The sequence below is a fragment of the Candidatus Methylarchaceae archaeon HK02M2 genome, assembly GCA_024256165.1.
Classification (GTDB): domain Archaea; phylum Thermoproteota; class Nitrososphaeria; order Nitrososphaerales; family JACAEJ01; genus HK02M2.
In genome coordinates this window covers 1-4038 of the sequence record JAKLZG010000085.1, presented here as the reverse complement: position 1 = coordinate 4038, position 4038 = coordinate 1, and the positions used below count along the sequence as shown (strand labels likewise).

At 36.4% G+C, this 4038-nt stretch carries 7 protein-coding genes and 1 tRNA gene; 6 read left to right on the top strand and 2 right to left on the bottom strand.

Translation table 11 applies throughout. The annotated features are described in order from the left end of the window. Both L6N96_06665 and L6N96_06660 read left to right on the top strand, forming a co-directional pair. On the top strand, positions 1 to 442 hold a 442-nt coding region (locus L6N96_06665; protein ID MCP8323838.1), incomplete at its 5' end, for a phosphomethylpyrimidine synthase ThiC. A 36-nt stretch (positions 443 to 478) separates the two neighbouring features. Further along, positions 479 to 646 (top strand): 50S ribosomal protein L40e, encoded by a 168-nt coding sequence (locus L6N96_06660; protein MCP8323837.1) that lies wholly within the window; start codon positions 479 to 481, stop codon positions 644 to 646. Positions 647 to 703: 57 nt separating this feature from the next. Here the strand turns inward: L6N96_06660 and L6N96_06655 are convergent, their stop codons facing one another. Continuing rightward, a complete protein-coding gene (locus tag L6N96_06655) occupies positions 704 to 1162 on the bottom strand; it encodes a universal stress protein (GenBank protein MCP8323836.1) in 459 nt (152 codons plus the stop codon). 125 nt (positions 1163 to 1287) lie between these two features. Here L6N96_06655 and L6N96_06650 point away from each other — a divergent pair. The 4 genes from L6N96_06650 (at position 1288) to L6N96_06635 (ending at position 3269) form a co-directional block, all read left to right on the top strand. Continuing rightward, a tRNA-Val gene (locus tag L6N96_06650) sits at positions 1288 to 1392 on the top strand. A 282-nt stretch (positions 1393 to 1674) separates the two neighbouring features. Next, complete coding sequence (locus L6N96_06645; protein ID MCP8323835.1) at positions 1675 to 1884, top strand: hypothetical protein; 210 nt, start codon at positions 1675 to 1677, stop codon at positions 1882 to 1884. Between the two features lie 240 nt (positions 1885 to 2124). Further along, positions 2125 to 2595: a hypothetical protein gene (locus tag L6N96_06640; protein ID MCP8323834.1), complete on the top strand. Its 471-nt coding sequence runs from the start codon at positions 2125 to 2127 to the stop codon at positions 2593 to 2595. 185 nt (positions 2596 to 2780) lie between these two features. After that, positions 2781 to 3269, top strand: coding sequence for an MGMT family protein (locus tag L6N96_06635; protein ID MCP8323833.1), 489 nt, complete (start codon positions 2781 to 2783; stop codon positions 3267 to 3269). Between the two features lie 131 nt (positions 3270 to 3400). Here L6N96_06635 and budA read toward each other — a convergent pair. Further along, on the bottom strand, positions 3401 to 4038 hold a 638-nt coding region (gene budA / locus L6N96_06630; GenBank protein MCP8323832.1), incomplete at its 5' end, for an acetolactate decarboxylase.

Sequence of the window (4038 nt, the reverse complement as noted above, 5' to 3'; positions counted from 1 at the left end):
AATGTGTAACGATGCGCCATTCTATCTGCTCGGACCCATTGTGACAGATATAGCCTTGGGATACGATCATATCGCAGGGGCTATAGGAGGTGCAATAGCGGCCATGGTTGGGGCAGATTATCTCTGTTACGTAACTCCAGCAGAGCATCTTGGACTTCCTAATTTAGAAGATGTACGTCAGGGTGTAGTCGCATCAAAGATTGCTGCCCATGCTGCAGATATAGTTAAGCTTGGTGAAAAAGCTATGAATCGTGATTCAGAGCTGTCCGAGTCTCGTTCTCTCCTTGATTGGGAGAGACAGATTAGACTGAGTGTTGATCCTGATCGTGCAAAAGAGATTCATTACAGAACAAAAAGTAAGAGCGGGACTTGTACTATGTGCGGCGATTGGTGCACATATAAGATTGTAGAAAAGGTTTCAAAAAAGAGAAAAATAAATTAAAAAAGATTATAAGAATGATGAATGGGCAGATGATATATGCCAATTACAGATACTATAAAAAAGCAGTTGGCTCAAAAGAGGAGACTCTTCTTCAAGATATGTTTAAAATGTGGCTCTAAGAACCCATTACCTGCTACTAGATGCAGGAAATGTAGAAGTGAAAATTTACGCTTGAAGAACAGGTCTCTTGGAGCGAAAAAGTAAATCAAGAACAAACTTATGATAAAGCACCTGAAGAACCATAACTGATCTTCATTTTATTTATCTAACCACTAGCACAGGACATGAAGCATTGGTTACGACACCCATTGAGACGCTACCTACAAGAAGTTTCCTTATTCCAGTCCTACCCTTAGCTCCTACCACGATAAGGTCACAACCTTCTCTTCTTGCGAATTCGCATATCGTATATACAACTGATGTACCAGTTCCTATAATTCTCTCTTCAACTTCAAGCTCAAAATCTCTTGCAAGGTTCGCAACTGACTGAGTGCACGTATAGGCGAATTTTTCTTCCTCTTTAGTAAGGACTGGAGAATCTATATATGGTACACCAGACTGGAATGCAGGCTGTAAGTAGATCGCTGATACGTGGAGTGCAACTATTTTCGCTTTTTTCAGTTGAGCTAAGTCTACAGCGAACTTTGAAGCTTTAATTGAATACTCAGAACCATCAGTGGGAACTAAAATTTTTTTTATTTTAACTTCTGACAGCTCCATAAATCTACAGATACGCCTTAGAATTAAAATATTTTCTTTTTATCATTATCACTAATAAATCAATAACAACCCGCTATTCAACATAGAAAATATTTTTAATCATATGCTGTCTCAATATTTGATTAGGGTCGGTAGTCTAGAGAACAATAAGGAAGCAACAGTTCAGAAAATCTGGTTAGGACGCTACTCTCACACAGTAGAGGTCCCAGGTTCGAATCCTGGCCGACCCACCTTCTGAAAGAGCCCATTTTTACCATATTTTCTTTAATCTCATCATTACAGATAATTGATGTTATCTTTAAAATATCTTCAAGCCAGCTTGAAAGTATCTTGCTTTCATCTTATGAACCTTGTAGTTAGGGTAATGCTTGGATATCATTGATCTTGGTGTTCTGTCCGGGAAGAAGTCTATCCATCTATCGCCCATTCCTAGCGATTCTAATAAACCCGTTCATAGATTTATTAATAAATATTGGATATTAGATTAAAATATTTAGAGGTGAAATAAGAATTTGAAAAAGATGAGAGTTGTAGATACACCTAAAATAGAGACGATGGCATGCCCTAAATGTAATCAGAGTGTCAAACTTTATACCTATTCTGATGAGAGTGGTATCTTAACTGGTGCACAATGGTATGGGCGCTATCATGTCAAACTGCCAATAGAGAAACTTAGAGTTAGATGTGAAGGATGTTATTCTCTCTTGGAAATGGTTGAATAAAAATTATAATAACGACAAGCAGTAATTATCTGAGATCATTATTATATTTATTCCTACATTAATGAGGCTTGTGTTTTAAATCATCTGAAATTTAGCATAATTTTTGTGTTAAATCATCTTCAACAGCTACTATTTCGTTTGTAGAATACTCCACGTAAATTTCAGCTTCTGCTGCAATTCTTGATAGATCTCCAAGAACTTATATTATGCAGTTTTTCCTTTAATTCTAAGGGAAAGTTATTGGGAAAAGTTAAAACTGGAGCTAAAGCTGGTGGAATTTCAGGAATAATTTATGGTGCAATTACAGCATTTCTAGTTTATTTGACATACACATTATCTAAAGAAGAGGTACTATCTGAAATACTAATGTATCTTGAAACTTTATCGGATTCTCAAATTACTGTAGAAGAATATTATAATGGTTTATTGATCATAGGACCAATCTCAAGTTTCATTTTAGGAATTTTAATTGGTTTGATCTTTGGAATCATATTCGCCTTCTTTTACGATCGTATCCCTGGTAAAAATTACTGGAGTAAAGCTATATTTTATGGTATAATTTTATGGTTGATTTTATTCGTATTTGGGCTATACATTCCTCTTTGGCTCCCCTTTGAATACAATTTAGCAATTTCCTTAATCCTATCATGGGTCTTATGTTTGCTGATTGGTTTCATCTATAATCGATTAGGGATTATAAGTAGTGAGTGAAAATTAGTAGGATTTATGACGCCACCCATATGCCATGTTAAGAAAAAATATTGAGAAGTCAAAATATGGAATTATTATCTATTAATTACAGGTTTCAGGTAAATAGGAGGCATCTATTTACTTCTTAAGAAAATTTATTTTTATTATAGATTAATATCAATCTTAGATAATAGAAGGAAAAAGTTATGGTAAAGAAAAAGAAGAGCTGGATTGAGAAGCTGCACGATAGTAAGGATTTTCCGAGAGTGGAAAAAATCACTAAAAAAATGAGCAAAAGATGGGGCACTGGAACAGTTGTCATTCCAGCACCTTTGGAAGTAGATGAATTGATGAAGAAAGTACCGAAAGGTAAACTTATCACCATTAACCAGATTCGTGAAATATTAGCGAAAAAACATAATGCAACAATCAGTTGTCCTATAACTACTGGTATTTTTGCTCGGGTCGCTGCTGGTGCTGCTGAAGAACAAAAACAACAAAATGTCAAGGATACTACTCCTTACTGGCGTACCCTCAAAGCTGGTGGCGTCATAAATCCGAAATATCCTGGAGGAGTAGAAGGGCAGAAAAAGTTCCTAGAAGATGAAGGACATACGATAACTCAGAAAGGCAAGAATTATGTAATTGTAAATTATGAAAAATCCCTAATGAAATTATCCAACAATACAATATAACAAATTCACTGTGTTTGGTGACGAAAATACCGTGATTGATGAACCTCTCATTAAGAATTTATCATAAAATTGTTATATTCATTTATTTGTTTTTGACTGAATTTTACTCTCTTTTCAAGTTATGGAATATTTTAAAAATAAAAATATATCTCGTCGCCGGAACCAGAACCTACTCCGAATGTATCTGGAAACCGGAACCCGACCATCGTTCCGGATACATCATAGAACTCGAAGATCGTCTGGTTCTTTATCACTTCACTTAGGGGAGGGTATGGTTTAACCTGATTTGGGACGCTCCTTGCCTTGATGTACTCGAAGATTCCGTCTATCTTGAAGGAGTATATGAAATCTTCCTTTGGGAGCTGGTCGTCCAGATACTGTTCCAATTGAGTATAGTTCACCGAATCTTCGAGTAAGATAGTGCTGTCGACTTCAAAGAAGGTCACCACAGCGAAGGGTGTTTTCATCGAATCGTTGACAGGATATGCTACTCCATCTACTTTTACTTGGTAGAACTCGCCCTCTAAACCGATCATCTCTCCATCGAGGCCGTCAAAGGTTCCCAGCCCAAAGTCGCCATACTCCCTCAGTTCTCCGTAGGTCATGTTTCCGTCGTAGTCTCCTTCTAATAAGGCGAGTAGGGTTGATGTTTGAAATATGATGTCTTTATCTTGCCGATCTGAAGGTTGATACCAACATTGGTAGATTGTTATACTCGAGATTATTACTGTGATCAAAAATGCTGCTGTCAATAAATAAAGATAATTTT